At 30.6% G+C, this 16,277-nt stretch carries 10 protein-coding genes; 7 read left to right on the top strand and 3 right to left on the bottom strand.

The features are described 5' to 3' along the window. Nucleotides 1-167: 167 nt before the first annotated feature. From BW942_RS00515 to BW942_RS00495, 5 genes are all read left to right on the top strand, one after another. Entirely contained in the window at nucleotides 168-875 is a 708-nt protein-coding gene (locus BW942_RS00515) for a FecR family protein (protein ID WP_000581670.1), read from the top strand. 1,619 nt (nucleotides 876-2,494) lie between these two features. Continuing rightward, nucleotides 2,495-3,982: a SpoIIE family protein phosphatase gene (locus BW942_RS00510; RefSeq protein WP_000749351.1), complete on the top strand. Its 1,488-nt coding sequence runs from the start codon at nucleotides 2,495-2,497 to the stop codon at nucleotides 3,980-3,982. Between the two features lie 2 nt (nucleotides 3,983-3,984). Then, nucleotides 3,985-5,442 (top strand): hypothetical protein, encoded by a 1,458-nt coding sequence (locus tag BW942_RS00505; RefSeq protein WP_000747976.1) that lies wholly within the window; start codon nucleotides 3,985-3,987, stop codon nucleotides 5,440-5,442. Then, entirely contained in the window at nucleotides 5,439-6,437 is a 999-nt protein-coding gene (locus BW942_RS00500) for an LB_137 family protein (RefSeq protein ID WP_001232731.1), read from the top strand. The genes BW942_RS00505 and BW942_RS00500 overlap by 4 nt, the downstream gene beginning before the upstream one ends. A 10-nt stretch (nucleotides 6,438-6,447) precedes the next feature. After that, a complete protein-coding gene (locus BW942_RS00495; protein WP_000450441.1) occupies nucleotides 6,448-6,846 on the top strand; it encodes an STAS domain-containing protein in 399 nt (132 codons plus the stop codon). 934 nt (nucleotides 6,847-7,780) lie between these two features. Here the strand turns inward: BW942_RS00495 and BW942_RS00490 are convergent. After that, nucleotides 7,781-8,173 (bottom strand): hypothetical protein, encoded by a 393-nt coding sequence (locus BW942_RS00490; RefSeq protein WP_000905815.1) that lies wholly within the window; start codon nucleotides 8,171-8,173, stop codon nucleotides 7,781-7,783. A gap of 902 nt (nucleotides 8,174-9,075) precedes the next feature. After that, the gene (locus tag BW942_RS00485; RefSeq protein ID WP_000622677.1) at nucleotides 9,076-10,680 is read right to left on the bottom strand and encodes an EAL domain-containing protein; all 1,605 of its coding nucleotides are present in this window, start codon (nucleotides 10,678-10,680) and stop codon (nucleotides 9,076-9,078) included. 1,245 nt (nucleotides 10,681-11,925) lie between these two features. Here BW942_RS00485 and BW942_RS00480 point away from each other — a divergent pair. After that, nucleotides 11,926-13,032 (top strand): AraC family transcriptional regulator, encoded by a 1,107-nt coding sequence (locus BW942_RS00480; protein ID WP_001971889.1) that lies wholly within the window; start codon nucleotides 11,926-11,928, stop codon nucleotides 13,030-13,032. Between the two features lie 284 nt (nucleotides 13,033-13,316). Further along, nucleotides 13,317-14,462 carry a helix-turn-helix domain-containing protein gene (locus tag BW942_RS00475; RefSeq protein ID WP_000490464.1) on the top strand — a complete coding sequence of 382 codons (1,146 nt, stop codon included), beginning with the start codon at nucleotides 13,317-13,319 and terminating at the stop codon, nucleotides 14,460-14,462. Nucleotides 14,463-15,656: 1,194 nt separating this feature from the next. On the opposite strand, the gene BW942_RS00470 is transcribed toward BW942_RS00475, so the two are convergent. After that, on the bottom strand, nucleotides 15,657-16,220 hold the full coding sequence (locus BW942_RS00470; RefSeq protein ID WP_000877628.1) for a FlgO family outer membrane protein: 564 nt from the start codon (nucleotides 16,218-16,220) through the stop codon (nucleotides 15,657-15,659). Nucleotides 16,221-16,277 lie beyond the last annotated feature (57 nt).

The raw sequence follows: 16,277 nt of genomic DNA, 5'->3' as shown, positions 1-16,277 counted from the left end.
ATTGATCATTTCATGAAACAGAAATAAGATGGAGAATTAATTTTCAGCAACCCTAAATATAATCAAAACAATTGTTTTTAGGAATGAATCTCAGATTACAAAAACAGTTTTTAATATTTGAAAATTAATTGTAGATTTTTTAAGAAATCCGTGTAAATTTTTCCGATATGATTCATAACGTTTTATTCCTTGTTGCTTTTTACCTATTCTTACCTCAAATTCTTTTTGCAGATGAGGAAATCGCAATTGTACTTTTTGTAACTGGAAAAGTTCAGTATTCTCAAGCAGGGAAAATAGAAACACTTAAGAAAAACGTTATATTAACAAAAAACGCAAAAGTAGAAACTGGAGAAGGAAAAGCTGATTTACAATTAGGTGCAAATGCCGTAATCAGGATAGCCCCATTTACGAAAATTGAAATTGCAGAACTTTTTTCAGATAATTCTAAAAACACTGCAAAACTTACTTTAGTTTCCGGTAAACTATTTACAAACGTCCAAAAATCTAATAAAAAGGAAGAACTAGAAATAAGTTCAGCCTCTTACACTGCTGGAGTTCGCGGAACTCAATTTGTAATCAGCGAAGAAAAAACAAAAGCTCCTAAAAATGAGGATTCGGATATTCCTGAAGGAGTTTTTGTAAACGAAGGAGAAGTCACAGTTCATCCTTCTTCAGGAAACGATTTAAATCTTCAAGCAGGAGAACAAGCATCTTGGAATGGTAAGGAATTATTGGCAGAACCTCTCAAAGAATTTATGAAGGAAAAAATGAAAATCATTCAAAACTTTAAGGCGATTAAAAGTGAAAACTATCAGATGCTTAAAGAACAAAAATTGAAAAATAAAGAACTTTTAGAAAACTTTCCTAAATCTTAATTTAAATTTTACGTAAAAAAGAAATAACCCTAGAAAATATAAATCATTTCAAATGATGTTAGTTTTTGAAAAACTTATCTACTTTTTACAGAATGATTTTATCTATTTGTCTCACTCGATTTCTACATAATAATCTTAATTTTGTGTATTAGAATTGTTGAAAAAAATCCATATCTACAAACAATTTTTCCTATTCACTTTAATGAAAAAAACAGAAGAAAATTAATTTTTCAATGAATCGAATACACAAGAATTCCATTTTGTTAAATTCAATGTAAATTCGACGTAATAAATTCGTTTTATCAAATATGATTTTCCGTAAAACAAAATGTGGGAACTCATACAAATTCAAGTTTTACAGTTAGATTTTAAAAATATGCAAAATATCATCATACGTTTGTTAACGAAGAATTTATTTTATTACTTGGACATATGAAAATAATACTATGATAAGCTAGTTTGTTCAAAAATGTAAGATTTTTTAAAAAAGAACGATTCCGAACTAGAAACAATTTTTAAAACTACTCCTACCTCTTTGCAAAATTGATCGTTAATTTTTAGTGTTACTTTCATATACCCGAATAGTAAGAGCTTTAACTTTGTAGGAACTACCACAAATCTATATCTTACAGATAAATTTAAAAAATGTAAGATCTCATACAAATTTCAATTACGAAGAATGACCATTTAAAAATTCGTAATGTGACTTAATTTGTGGGAACTCATACAAACTCAAGTTTCAGAGTGAAAGTCAAATATTCTTCCAAAGGAAAAAGTTTTTTGGGTCGGTAAAACAAAATGTAGGAACTCCACCACTTTTAATCTTTAGAAACTAAAAAGTTAGGCACTTTTATTTACATTCGAGGTTCGATTCTCACATAAACAATTTAAACATTAGAGTTGTTAAAAAATTCCATACTGGCGAACAAAATTGCTTCAACCGACCGTTTTCATACAATAGAAACAGATGGAGAATTTCATTTTTTAATAACTTTATTTATAGAGATAATTTACTACTTCTATAAAATGAATTTGAATCAAATAAAACTTATATAATAAATTTATAATACTTATTTTTATTGAGTTCAATATTACTTTTTTATTGATTTTGAATGATGTTTTACATTCTTAAAACGAATTTCGAATTGGAAAGTAAATAGTAAAAAATCGATTATTGTATTGAAATCAATTCCTCTTTGAAATGACCAAAACTAATTTGTAAAAATTTATTTTGAGTACTCGGATTTCGTAAGGAGAAACTTAAAAATTTTTATATGAAAGATTTTATTTTCTGAAAAGCTTATTATAATTTTGGAAATATGCATTAAAAATGTATAGAATCATTTTTGAGTTGTTGATTTCAAAATTTTAAATTGAAATGGGAAAGAATACGAAATAATACGTTAGGTCTATCTCGATTTACAAAAAAGAAATTCTTTTTAATTTTTACTGCTACAGAATATTGCGGATCTATGTCGTATCCAAAGCGTCAAAAACTTTTTGACTTCTTTTGAAACGATTGTGACTCAAGTGTACCATTAGGCTCCCAGAAACAAAACGATTCACTTTATAGTATGCAATGATTTTGACTCATTCAAGAACGATAATCTATCTTGACCATGAAGAAATCACTTCGACTACAGATTATCGTCATTTATACGATTTTAACCGTTGTAAATCTTACTTTTGTAGCGGTCATGATTTTCGAAAATCAAACGGATCTTCTCATTTCCAATTTTACTTTAGAATCGGATCGTGTCGCTCGGGAAATTCTTAAAAAAATAGAATCTTACGGGAATATCAACTTTGAAAACTCCTCTCAAACCGACGAATTTCAAACTAAACTATTAAGCATAGGGCTCACAAACTTTTCAGTCATTGCGGCAGAAGACAATTCTTTGGAAAAAACGCGCACCCTACTTTCCAACGGAGCTACGGCGACTATATCCGATCTGAAAACAAAACTTACAAACATGAGTAACGCAAAAGCGGCTCTAAACACATCTTACGATATTGAACTTGACACAGACCACTTCATAGTCAATCTCATCTTTTATCTCAATCCAAAAACATTTCTCATTTCCCAAATTAAAATGAAGGAAATGGTAGATCGACTTAAATCCCTTTATATACAACTTGGGTTGTTACTGATCTGGGGATTTGCCTTTCACATTCTTTTTGGAATTTTCCTTTATCGAAAGATCTTCGTTCGACTTTTTCTTTTAAAAGAAGTCAGCGAAACAATGGCTACCGGAAATTTAAATGCAAGGATTTCCTGGAACGCTTCAGCTCACGACGAATTAGATGTATTAGGAAATACATTCAATGGAATGGCAGAACAAATTTCTTCCCAATTTGATACTCTTAAACTCAAAAACGCTCAGATTCAAACAGAGTTAGAAATTGGTAAAAATGTTCAGGAATGTTTTCTTCCTGAAAAAAGAAAAACATTCAATCTGATTAACGTAGAAATTATTTACCAGCCGATGCGTGAAGTAAGTGGAGATATTTATGACATCATCGAGATTAGCGATACAAGAACCGCATTCTTTTTAGCAGACGCTACTGGACACGGAGTTTCTGCAGCTCTCATCACTTCTATCATTCATTACAATGTAGAAAATATCATGAAAGAAACCGTAAATCCGGCTCACATTTTCAATCGACTTAGCGACAATCTTTTTGAAACCTTACAAGGAACTTTTTTTGCCACTGGAATTTTTATTCTTTTTGAAAAAGAAGGAGGATACGCCTATTTTTGCAGCGCCGGACACAATCCAATCTATTATTATCGAAAAGAACAAAACAAAATCGTCGTATTAGAATCGACCGGGTTTGTTTTAGGAATCGGTATTCCAGATGAATATAGCGTTTTAAAAATTAAAACTTCTCCCGGAGATAAAATTCTAGTTTATACAGACGGGGTTTTGGATGCAGCCAATGAGAAGACCACCGAACCATTTGGAGACGATCGGCTTTTGAGTGCTTTTCAGAAATACGCTACTCTACCAACAACGGAACTTACTGAAAAACTTCGAGAAGAAATCCATTCTTATGCAAACGTTTTTCCAGACGATGTTACTTTCGGGATTTTAGAGATCACTTAAAAATGAAAAAGAGTTTTTTCATCGCAATTGTAGGATTCCTATTGATCGTTTTTTTTGGATTAATCGTACTGGATACAAAACTCTATGAATTAAAAGTCACTCTGGAAAAAAGAAAACTATTCAATTTTTCTTTCTCGAGTGAAATTCTAAGATCTAAGTTCGAAAGTATTTTGTCCAATAGAGACAATATTCGAGCGGAGATGAATCTGAATAATTTACAAAGTTCTTTAATTGAAAGTAATCAATTAGAAACATTCAGTGTTGGAGTTCTACAGAGTTTTGGTTCTGTTTTGATCAATGCAGTTCGTTTTGTCACTGGTAAACCTCCAATCGATTTCGAAATCAGCTCAACTAAAATCCGCCTTTTAGAACACGCCTTTGCTTTGGAAAGAAACCAAGCATACAAAGAAGCTTATCAAGCTTATGGAGAATCAACAGAAGCATTTGCCAAAGGAACAGACGAAAGCGGATTTATTCTTTTACACCAAGGTTTTTGTCTCGCTGTCCAGGGAGAATTCGATCACGCTCTCAAAGATTTAGAATCTGTTTTAGAAAATAATCCCGGAACCGTATTTGCAAACGATGCAGAAATTTTAATCGCAATCATACAAAGGTCCAAACAAAGCGCTAAAGAAATTGAAGAAAACTTTGATAGTCCTGAATCCAGGGCAAGAGCCTATTTCGCAAAAGGAAACTACTCTAAAGTTTTAGAAGAATTTGCAAAATCCGATATGGCTTCTGCGGAGATGAAATACATTCAAGGATATTCTTTAGAAAAGACCGGTAATCAAAACGCTGCCATCACAGAATATGCAAAACTTGCATTTTCCAATACCAACAAAGAAATTGCAATCAAGGCAAATCGTAGATTGATGATGTTGGGTCACTATTACAACGCAGGAAACGATATTGCAAAAATTTCGGATAAAAATGCTGAAAGGCTCGGAGACGCAAGCGAAGCCGCAGAAATCAAAGCATCTTCCGAAAAACTAAAACACTCTAGCGCCGAGGAAAGTTTATTCAATCCTAATAAAACTGGACGCGCTGATGAAGAAAAGAAAAGTCTCTTAAGTTCAGAACTACAAGCAGTGGTCGCCAAATCAGAAGCTTTCTTAAAAAAAGCGGAAGAAGAAACCAAGGCTGAAAGCAAAAATTACATCGCTATTCAAGTCACTGATTCTGTTCCAGTTTACGGAGATAAGATTATCATAAACGGAGACGAAACCAAACTTTTCTCGGCTCATTTCCCAATTACAATCGCAACTTATACAATCGATTCGATAGGTCTTATGAAAAATTCTATCAAAAGTTCTCATAAACTTCTATTTGTTCAAAACAAAGAAAAGACTCCGTTCTTAAAAGCTATTTTTGAAGACGACCAATCCATTACCTTAATCGAAAAGAATTCTAAAAAGAAAATCAGTCTAAGTTCTCCGATTCAAATCGAGTTGTCTAAATGAGAAAAACTCTAATTTATATTTTACTTTTTACTTTTCTAACAAGTCATCTATATGCTCATAGGGTAATTTTAAAATCGGGAGAACAGCTTTCAGGAGATTTAAAAGAAACCGAAGGAACATCGGATTATATTATCATTACAACCGAAGGTGAAGATATAAAAATTTTTAAAAAAGACATAGCCGAAATATTTTTCGAAGAGGAAGGAAATCTTCTTTGTATTCATTTTAAAGAACAACCTGAACCTAAATGCAGCCAAAAACTTATTAAACTCAATACGAATACTGTCTATTATGTGGACGAAAATAACCGGTATCTCAGAGCCTCTTTTAAAGATTTGGAATCGATCAGTATAGAAACACCTTCTACCAAAATTTTAGAACAACTTTCTAAAACAGGTTTTCAAATACGGATCATTTCTAAAGATAAAAAGGAAGTTTTATCCCTTATTCAAAGTGTAAATGAAGGTGGCATTTCGGTTCAAAACGAATCAGATCCAAATCCGGTTCTAATTCCAAAAGAAGAAATTGCTTCAGTGTTTTATAGAGCCAACGAAAAAAAAGCAGAACCTCCTCCGAAAGAAAAAGAAATTCAACCAATTACAATTTTGGATTATTTAATTCCTGGTTACTATATTAAAAATCAAGGATATACAAAAAGTGGATATACCTTGATGGGAGCTGCTGCATTTTTTGCCATAGGAAGCATTTATGAATTTATAGAAGCAAAAAATTCAGAAGGAAAAAATCCTTTATTTGTTCCTCAGGGAGACGGCTCTATTCTTTGGATAGAACAACCAAATGGAGAATTTAATAAACACAAAAACTTAAATCAACTTTTTCTAATATCTTTAATCTGCACTTATATATTCAATACCGCACTAGTCACTTTTCCGGCTACATTCTCTTTTTTCTTTCAAGAAATGCCGGCAAATCCAAATTTACATTCGGTAGAAAAGGATCAGAAAATCGAAATGAAAATTAACATTAACTTTTAGGAAAACAAAAATGGAAACAACAAACAATTCAAAAGATGAGTTATCCGTCGAGATTATATCCAATTCTCACGTGAATCATTTACTAAAACCCCATATGACAATTGTAAAAACGAGTGGGGAAGTAAATATTTTTTCTTCAAAGAAACTCAAAGATTTATTCAATTCAAAAATTGATGAAGGGGCGAGAGTACTTTTATTGGACTTATCGGCTACAACACATATAGACTCATCAGGACTTGCAGTTCTTATCAGCACACAAGCCAAACTAATGAAACAACTAAAAGGCGCTTTAATTGTATACGCAATTCCTAGCCCGATTAATAAAATTTTTGAATTAACTCGACTGGATAAACTGATTACGATGTCGATCGATTTAGACGAAGCCTTAGATAAGGCGATGACATTTTGATCATCGCCTATCTTTTTTTCTGAACTCGAAGTTGATTTTTATTTCGGGTTCAGAAGAAATATCTAAATTGAATACAATATCAAAAATTTTTCATTTATTTTCAAAAAATCTTACAAACTCTAAAGTGTCTTTGAAATAATCCCTTAAGACGTCTCTATCTATAAAATAAGCTTTAACTCATATTTTTTGCTTGTAGAGATATTAAGCAAACTTGAACTTTCAAATCGTTTATTTTTGAAGTAAAAATTAAATAACGTGAATTCGGCGTAAGAAAAAATTTTCTAAAAGTATGAGTAGTTCCTACAATTTTAAAATTTGTTTGTAAAATCGTGATTTGCAGGAGTTCCCACATCATTTATAGACAAACCTAAATTTTATGGTAGTTCCCTACTTTGAAATACAACAGATTCAAGTGTTATAAACTTCTATTTTATAAATTATGGTAGTTCCCACATTTAAAGAATCGATCTGTAAAGTTCAGATTCCAATTTTTTTAATCCTTACTTCGAACTCATGTTAAACAATAAATTTATTAAAAAATTCCATAGTAGAAAATTAATAAAACTGTTTCAACTGACTATTTCCATAAAATGGAAATCGATGGAGAATTAATTTTTCAACAAATCTAATTTTAATTGATCCTATAGACTGAATGTTTTAAAGAAGTTTTATAAAATTCAAAATGGCATTTTCAAATATCCATTTTTTTCATAAAACCGCCCTTTAAAGATTGTCATTCAATAAAAACTCATTTTTACAAAATCTTTTCCAGAAAAAATATTATGTCTTTGTTATATCGTTTTCGAATACAACTTAAAATATAAAGAATTTGGCTTTTGGAAATTGTTGGTCTTTAGATTTTTATAGAGTAGAGGTTTTTATTTTTAAAATCAGTTTTAAAAATAAATCTTCTTTTTAATTGAATCGTAAGTAATCAATATCCGTCTTTGATTAAATAATCCAAATGCAATCGAATATCAGATTCATCATTTGAACTTTCAACAAAATCATCGTGTATAATTTTTTCGTTTAAAACTTGAGTTAATTCAGTATCATTTTTAACAAGATATACTCCATTAAAAACAGAATAATTTTCAATCCATAATTCCAACTTTTTAGATTCAGAGTATATAATACATTTATGATTTATACGTATTGAATCAGAAAGCATCTTTCTAAAATTGGTAAGATTGATAAACTCTTCATTTTCGATTCCATTCAAGTTCAAAATATATAATCCAATAAACTCTTCTAAAATAGATAAAATAATATCTCGAACATTCAAAATAGAACGATTATCTACAACTCCTGACAACTTAATCAACATTACTTTGACAGACGCTCCATGCACATTGAATGTAACGAACTCATTACTAACTTGCATTAGTGTTCCTCATGTTTTAAATTTTATACTCTTACGCATAAGAATATCTAACAAATCACTGACAACGGATTTAATACAAAGTCGGTCCCCTACTTTGCTTCAAACTTAATTCGAGCATTAGGAAATTAAATATATAGAATATTTAATTTTTTGAATAATCAAATTTGAACCGAGCGTATCTAGCACCGAACTTTATTATTTTAACGCTCTTCTCGAAATAATTTAGGCTTGTTCTCGACTAACACATTTAAGACTAAACCCAATTCACAAAAAAATTAATATCTAAGGCGAAACAGCTAAAATGATTTCAAAAAACAAAGTATTTATTAAGAATTCTTTGCTACAAATTTTCAAATTTACCATATTGAAACACTTTCCAAACTTTAATACATCTTCTAAAACATTTGACATAATTATAGTTTATAAAATTCAACGAACTCATTCACAGCATTCTATAAAAGGACCACTTTTTTACGATTCGCCTTTTTATGTTTACAAAATCCACGCTTCATTTAGGATTTTATGTTTTTCTAACTTATCAATTCGGACTCATAATTAGAATTCGAATACTTTATTTTGATAATTTCATAAAATATTTATACTGGTGTAAAAAATTAATTATCTTTTTATCATCAACGAAAGAAGTGTTCCAATTTTAGAATTTATAGATATTCAAAAAAAGATAATCAAATAACGAAAAATTTTATGATTGATCCTTATAAAATTAGGAATTTAAGTTTTTATTATAAAAAAACCTATCACAAGTAAGATATTAGGTACTCTGTTATATACCTATATAGCAGTTTAAAGATTTAAGTCAGTTTACTAATTTCTAAATTAGAAACTTATTTTAAAAAATGATCTTGAAATTGAAAAGAGGACAAGTCTGTAATTTGTGTAGGCTTACCATAATAAAATCCTTGTAAAAAATTTGCCCCGTAATCGATCGCAATACTCTCCAATTCTGCATTTTCGATTCCTTCAAAAACCATTTTCTTTCCAAGGGAAAAAAGAACCTGAGAAATCGCCTTTAAAACGCTTCTCTTACTTTGATTTGTATCTACTCCGATAATTAAACTTTTATCCAGTTTTACATAATCACATTCAATTTTTTCAATTCTAGAAAAGTTAGAATTCCCAATCCCAAAGTCATCAATCGCAATCTGAAAACCAAAACGTTTTAAAATCGCCATTTGCTCAATGATGAGAACAGTCTCTTCATAACGACTCTCTGTTATTTCAAGAACAACTGAGCTAGGATGTAAATTTAACTGTGAAAAGTAAGAAATTAAATTGTCTGCAAATTCAGGATTTTTCAATTGAAACGGTGATATATTAATCGAGACTATAGGGTCAGAAGAGAAGGAATTATTTTTTCGGATCTGAGACAAATCCAAAAGAGCATTTTGAATTACCCAAGTACCAATAGAACTGATTAGACCCGACTCCTCTGCCAAAGGAATAAAAATGTCCGGACTGATCATCCCTTTAGCAGAATGATTCCAACGAGAAAGAGCTTCTAGAGAATGTAGGCTTTTGTTTTCTGAATTTACGATTGGTTGATAATACAATAAAAGTTCTTTTTTATGTACTGAGTTTCTAAGAGATAAATATGTTGCGATCAAATTGGAAGAATCATTTTGATTTTGAGTTGCATACCTACTAAAAGGAGAATCGATCACCTTTCTAAGATTTGCCTTTAAACCTTTGAGTATATTGAGAGGGCTCGTATTCGCTTCGGAAGTATGAAATCCTCCTATGGAAAGTTTTAAATGAAATTCATGATTGTCTATTTGAATTGTATTTTTCATGTAAGAGATCAAACTAGAAGGAATCCAGTTGATGTCTACATCTGGTTTATTGATTTGATATGCAAAGAAAATCTGATTCGTAGAAATTCTAAGACCTACGTTTTGACTATTAGTAATGGTCAAGAATTCAGTATGTAAATCTAAAAAAACTGCCTCATATATTTGAGTTTCATATTTATGAAGAAATGGATGATTATAAATTTCAATATTAATGAGATAAAAGTACGTTTTTTCTAATTTTAAAGTGCGGACTAAATCATGTTTTAAAGATCGAAATCGTTGAATTCTATTTTTCTCTGTGCTGGATAAATTGCGTGTAGTAGATTCTATATGAGCGAGTACATAACTTCCTTTTGTATTGATTTCAAAACTAACTTTGTAAATTCGATCATTTTCGGACCGAACCATAAGTTGAATACTCCTATCATTTTTGAATCTTCGAAACGTAGAAACATTAGAATTGCCATAATCGATAAATCTTTCGACCGCTTTTTTAAGTTTTGGATCCAAATTCAATAAAGAATTATAATTCGGTTCTGAATAAAGTTGCTTTCCCTCAAGACTATACAGTGAATAACTATATATATCCGATGAAAGAGCTTTATTTTCAACGTAAAGATCGTTGTACTCAGAAATCATAGACTCATTATATAGTAAAATTTACTCCTTTCTTTTCATCTTATAATCTAAAGTTCAAAAGAAAGTATCCAATCTCAATAATCCACAATAAGATTCTATCAAAATCCTTAGGTTTATAGTTGAAGACAAAGATTGCAAAATGACAAATCTTTTGAATTGATTTCTTTAAAAATATATTCTTAAAAGACTAAATTTTATTTCGATTCAAAAACAAAAACACGCCTACGCTTTAAGCGACTTGTTTAAACTGGATGACTTCGTTTATTCTACTACCTATAGAAACTTCACATTTCATAAAATTAATTGAGAGAATTTTCAGTTTTGAAATTATAGATTTCTTTAATGATTCTATTATCGATGTTATATAACAGTATCGTTAATTTTATACCAAGGGCCAATTTTTATCAAAATCACAACTAGCTTAAACAGCTAGAAATCTGTAAAAGATCTAAAAACAAATCGTAATAAAACGATAAAATTAAACTTTTATTTCTCAAACTGTTAAGCCAATCGGCCGACAAAAGATTTTTAATCTGCAAAACATATAAAGCGAAGAGATCATTTCTATTTTAAAGTAGCTTCGGATATTTTTTGTTGGAATGAGAATTCACTCAAAATTTATTACTTTCAAATCTAGGAAGTACGATAAATTGACTTGCAAATAAATAAAATTCAAAATAAGTATCCTTGAATTCGACATGATTTTATTTATTTGACTACGAATCGCCTTAAATAAACAGAAATGATTCTTTTTAGTTTTATGAATCAATAGAACGTTAGATACAATTGAAGCTTTACCCAATTTGGCTTATCACTTTCGAAAGCTCTAAAGCAATTTTCAAAATGCTTAAACCGAAGTTGATAGATTTTGAAGACTAATTAAAAAATGAAATGTTTTTATTTAAAATTGAATACCTTTATATTATAAATAGAAAAATTTAAAGTTAATTCAATGATAAGTGTTCAATTTTTTTACATAAAAAAGAAACTTTTCATCTACCGGAATGATCTTGATCTATAAAGTTAATAATCAAAATAAAAGTATCCACGAATATTAAAAATTTCTTTTACAATTTAAATGTCATTTTCACATTCGTATATAAAATGATTCCTTTAAATTGAAATCGACTTCAATTTAAAAATGAATCTTAAGTGAGTTTACTTTTAAACTTTTAATTTAGAGATGCATTTTGATTTTCTCGAAGAAATAAATGTAAGAAAACAAAAAGCGAACAATGGATTATGATGAATATTTTAGATTCGATATTAAATCAAGAGATCTTATTGAGCTTAATAAGATTCGGCGCGGGCTTCGCTTTAGTTTTAGGAATTGGAAATTGGATTCGGGCAAGAAAACAAATCGATTATCTAGTATCGTCAGTTTTAATCTTCACCGCAATCTTTCAATTTATAGATGAATCCGTCTTAAATACGATTCCCCAAACCTGGCTTCGTAAACTCCTCTTTTTAATCGATATTGTCGCTTTAGCAGCGAGTGGAACCCTTATCTTCTTAATTTCCACTATGAGTTTTAAAAGATATTCGAAACTTCCTTTAATTTATTATTGGAATCTGATTGGCCCGTTGATCCTTAGCCTTCCAATTGCTACTTTTTACGAACAACAAGGAAGCAAAGAACTCGAATTTTTCCTATTTGCAGCAGATTTATATGTATTCGTATATTTCGTAATCGCAGTTGCAAACATTTTCATCGACAAAAAGTACGAATCTTCTGCGATGAGTTTTAAAACAATTCTTAGTTTGGTTATTTTAATTTCCCTTTGTATTCCTCTGGAAATTCTCGGAATCGTTTTTGAAAACAAATCTCTCATTTTACTTTCCAGTGTACACACCACATTTACTGTCATTTTCTATTATTTTCTAACCTTAATCCGCCCTAATTTGTTAGATATAATCTCTTCAGAATCTGGAAAAAGCTTTGTCAAACGTTCACTTTTACACGATGTAGATATAAGCGCTCTCGAAAAAAAACTGATTCATATCATCAAAGAAGAAAGAATTTATTTAGACGAAGATATTCGCCTTCCGGATGTTTCGGAAGAACTTGGAATTTCTGTACATCAACTTTCTTTCTTTTTGAATAACCATCTAGGTATGAATTTCAACAATTATATCAATCGATTTAGGGTAGAAGAAGCTAAATCAATGCTTATCAACGATCCTTCTCGATCTGTAGTTTCTGTTGGAATTGCAGTTGGCTTTAATTCAAATTCTTCTTTTTATAAAGCCTTTCTAAAAGAGACCGGAATGTCTCCAAAACAATTTAGAGAAACCCAAACAAAGGTAATCCACTTCCAGTCTTCCTCTGCGGATATTCAATTTAGAAATTAAATTTTGTCTATGATTAAATTCAATCTAAGGCGGAGTTTTCTAAGGCCATTTTGTCCTCCGCTTTTCTCAAAAAATTCCAAATTAATAGGACATCCTAAAATAGCATATCTGATATTTATAATTTTCCTATTTCTAAATTATATTTACCGATGACCAGATTCAAAATCGAGCGCTATAATGAAATCAGTGGAAATAAATCGCCTTAATGAAACGCCAATGCCGCAAAAATTCCATAAAACCCCGATTTGGGGTTTTCAAAAACTTTCTCGAGGGAATTCATTCTAATGTTCAGTGCCAATAACTTATACGACGTTATATCCTCTCTATTTTCAGAAATGAATCTATTCTATGCCCATGCAGCGGGAGTTGGAACTGGAATCGTGATGGCGATCACAAAGCTCTACACTGGGAGAAAAGATGAATTTAGTAAAGCTTACGGAACGATTCTTTTAAGTGTTAGTATCTTTTTGATGGCAAACAATAGAGTCATTTTTCCACAACAAACAGATCCAAGGCTACTGAAAGATTCCTTGTTTTTAGGAATTTACTTTGGTTTAGTTTTATATGCTTCTGCGGCGGTCTTAGTTTGTATGATGTTTATTCTAGATCGTCTTCAAAATCCTTGGTATTACTGTAAACGATTGACTGCAATCATTCCACTTGCATTGACCGCTGCATTTTTTTTACCTGGTACAATTTATATCTGTTTTTGTGATTCAGTTGCTATTTTAATTACACTTTACACATCTGGCTGGTCCATTTACAAAATACGTTCTTCTCAAAAGTCGAACGTTTTTTTCAACTTCCCCTTTATAACACTCGCAATTACTTCTTCTTTGATTTTGGATTTAACCGGAACTGTAATTCAATCTACAAAGATGCTTATGTTTTCTGAACTTATTCCAGGGTTTATGATTGCTTATACTACTTTAATTGAACGTTTTTTCCCCATACTTTTCAGCAAAGCTTATGGAGAATCCAATAAAGTGTTGATGGATCAAGAACTTACTGATTTTTCAGATGATGATTTACTTGAGTCAGAAGAAGAAATTCAATCTGAATCCACTAGAAATATTTTGGAAGGCGTAGAGTTAGAAAAAATCGAAGAGAGAATTAATTCTTTTTTACAAGTAAGAGGTTATGCGGATGAAGAACTCAGATTGCCTGATTTTGCTTCTTATTTAGGTCTTTCTACCCATCAAGCCTCATACTATCTCAATAAACATATGTCGATGAAATTTGCCGACTTTTTAAATATGAATCGAATTGAAGACGTTAAACGAAATCTTCGCAATAAGTCTCACATGAATTTACTTCAAATTGCGTTAGAATGTGGTTTTAATTCGGCTTCTTCATTTCACAGAGCTTGCGTAAAATTTACCGGTAAATCTCCAAGAGAATTTAGAAAACTAATTAATTCCGATAATTAAAACCCTATTTTGATAATGAAAATAATTTTCTAATCGTTATTCAATGCTATTTAACGTGAGTTCGGCATAACAAATGCGAAAGCGATTATTATGCTGCGATCCACAGAGAGCAGCACCTAAGTTTTTTATTCGCCCCAATTTTCTTACGTCGAATTCACTTTATTTAAAGAATACTAGGATTTCCCACTAAAACAGAAATAGTGTTTTGCGCTTTAGTAAAAATTTACGGCATTCCATTGGATATAGAGACTATTAATCGTTAAGATGTTTTTCAGAATATTTTAGTAAATTCTAAATTTGTAATAGTTCCCCACAGATTACGTTTTTTCCGATTTTTAAATCTTTTTTTAATACAGAGCTTTGTAGTTTCCAGTACTTTCAAAAATCCGATCGTGCTCACAATGCAGAAAATGAATCTTGCTTCTTTTGTATCTCTTTTCATTTTTTTACTATTAGAACATATGAAAATAGTACCTGAGCGATTTTACAAAGACGCAGAAATTCTCAAAAAACTATCTCACTTGAAATTATTGGCTTTTTTGTAAGAGTTCCCACATTTCAAGTTTGAAACAGGCCCAGAATAGTATTATTTCATACGTCCCAGTAAAGTAAGTCAAGACGACTTAACGTGAGTTTGGCATGAAAAGCCATCTTTATGAAAGTCAATCTTTATATAAAAAACAGAATGTAGGAACTATTACAAATCTGAACTTTATAGATCGATTCCTTAAATGTGGAAACTACCACAATTTATAAAATAGAAGTTATAACAATTGAACCTGTCGTATTTCAAGTGTGAGAACTATTACAAAACTTAGGTTTGTCTGTAAAATGATGTAGGAACTACTACTTTTTAAAAATTTTTTCTCAGTCGAACCCACATTAAACTGGGATTTAAATTTTAATGATGGCCGTAAAACAGCGATTTTGTACAAAATCTGATTGGAGTTTGTATTTTATAGTAGTTCCTACAATTTTCAAAGTTTAACTGATAAATCCACGATTTGTGAGAGTTCCCACATTTTCAAAATCTAATCGTAAAACATAGACATGTGTAGTTCCCAAATTTTATTTTTTACGGCAATTCAAGGTTTTGTAAGAGTTCCTACATCCATTTTTTCACGTTAAATTAGTATTTCAAAATATACGATTGAATTGTATTTAAGTTTTTTACTTAAATAAGATTGAATGTTGTTATGGCTTTACAGAGCGATATTGATTGTATAGAGAATCGTCTGAATCAAAAACGGATTCTGCAACTGCAAGAATTTCTCCCGACTGTAAGGATACAACCCTCAATTGAAGTAAAAACGATTGATCATCAAATTGTACCGTCCCCAAAAGTATCAAATCCGCCCCGGATAATCTTCCGATTTCTAAATTTTGATTAGAAAGTATCAATCCCGATTTTTGAAAACTTTGTTCGTCAATCAACCGCCCTAATTGAGATTTTTCTACTAGTACAATTTTTCCGGGATCGTACATTTTAGATAGAAGTCGTGAGGAAATCGTCGTTCCTAAAATTGTAATTGCACCACTCTCATTAAACAAAGGGAGAACGGCTAACTTAAATGTATTTTTCTTTTCAGGGGAAAAAGTTTTACCATTAACTTCGATTTGTTTTTTCAATAAATCTGAAACTTCTTGTAATACCACGTCTAAAGATTTTAGAGTTTGTTTTTTTTCAAAACGATGCCCACTTGCACACTCAATTAAGAACGATAATAAAAAGAATATAATAAAAATAGAATATTTCATTTAAAATATCTTACCAAGGTGACTCAGTACTCCGTCGAATTACATTTCAACTACGTA

The organism is Leptospira interrogans (genome assembly GCF_900156205.1).
GTDB classification, from domain to species: domain Bacteria; phylum Spirochaetota; class Leptospiria; order Leptospirales; family Leptospiraceae; genus Leptospira; species Leptospira interrogans.
This window is presented reverse-complemented; position numbering and strand designations above follow the sequence as displayed.

Excerpts from the sequence above, each read along its gene's own strand:
- BW942_RS00515 (WP_000581670.1), top strand. The coding sequence starts at position 168 with ATGATTCATAACGTTTTATTCCTTGTTGCTTTTTACCTATTCTTACCT.
- BW942_RS00485 (WP_000622677.1), bottom strand. The coding sequence starts at position 10,680 with ATGATTTCTGAGTACAACGATCTTTACGTTGAAAATAAAGCTCTTTCA.
- BW942_RS00475 (WP_000490464.1), top strand. The coding sequence starts at position 13,317 with ATGTTCAGTGCCAATAACTTATACGACGTTATATCCTCTCTATTTTCA.
- BW942_RS00480 (WP_001971889.1), top strand. The coding sequence starts at position 11,926 with ATGAATATTTTAGATTCGATATTAAATCAAGAGATCTTATTGAGCTTA.
- BW942_RS00510 (WP_000749351.1), top strand. The coding sequence starts at position 2,495 with ATGAAGAAATCACTTCGACTACAGATTATCGTCATTTATACGATTTTA.
- BW942_RS00505 (WP_000747976.1), top strand. The coding sequence starts at position 3,985 with ATGAAAAAGAGTTTTTTCATCGCAATTGTAGGATTCCTATTGATCGTT.
- BW942_RS00500 (WP_001232731.1), top strand. The coding sequence starts at position 5,439 with ATGAGAAAAACTCTAATTTATATTTTACTTTTTACTTTTCTAACAAGT.
- BW942_RS00495 (WP_000450441.1), top strand. The coding sequence starts at position 6,448 with ATGGAAACAACAAACAATTCAAAAGATGAGTTATCCGTCGAGATTATA.
- BW942_RS00490 (WP_000905815.1), bottom strand. The coding sequence starts at position 8,173 with ATGTTGATTAAGTTGTCAGGAGTTGTAGATAATCGTTCTATTTTGAAT.
- BW942_RS00470 (WP_000877628.1), bottom strand. The coding sequence starts at position 16,220 with ATGAAATATTCTATTTTTATTATATTCTTTTTATTATCGTTCTTAATT.